Source organism: Nocardioides cremeus, assembly GCF_030518195.1.
Taxonomy (GTDB): domain Bacteria; phylum Actinomycetota; class Actinomycetes; order Propionibacteriales; family Nocardioidaceae; genus Nocardioides; species Nocardioides cremeus.
Genome location: NZ_JAULSC010000197.1, coordinates 1 through 285 on the forward strand (window position 1 = coordinate 1; position 285 = coordinate 285).

A 285-nucleotide genomic window follows, 5' to 3' on the forward strand; every position below is an offset into this window, starting at 1 on the left:
GAGCGCGCGCGCCTGAGAAGTCGCTGAGGCCGTTTGGGGTTACCCGCGGGTGCCGGTCAGAATGGGATGTTCCTCCGATGCGAAGGTGACCCATGTCCGACGAGCAGCCCGCGCCCGCGGACGATGCGGGCGCCCCGCGCGCCGAGGCCCGCCGCAAGCCCGACACCCGTGGGCGCTCCGGTCGTCGCAAGGCCCGGGCCCGCCGCCGGCACACCGTCGCCCGGGTCCTCGTGGCCACCACGCTCGTGCTGGCGATGGTCACCGGGCTCGCGATGGTCTTCCTCT

The 285-nt window shown here is 74.0% G+C and carries 1 pseudogene; it reads left to right on the plus strand.

Annotated elements, in window-relative coordinates:
- Nucleotides 1-92: 92 nt before the first annotated feature.
- Nucleotides 93-285: pseudogene (locus QWJ41_RS21020) on the plus strand (hypothetical protein); the annotation flags it as partial.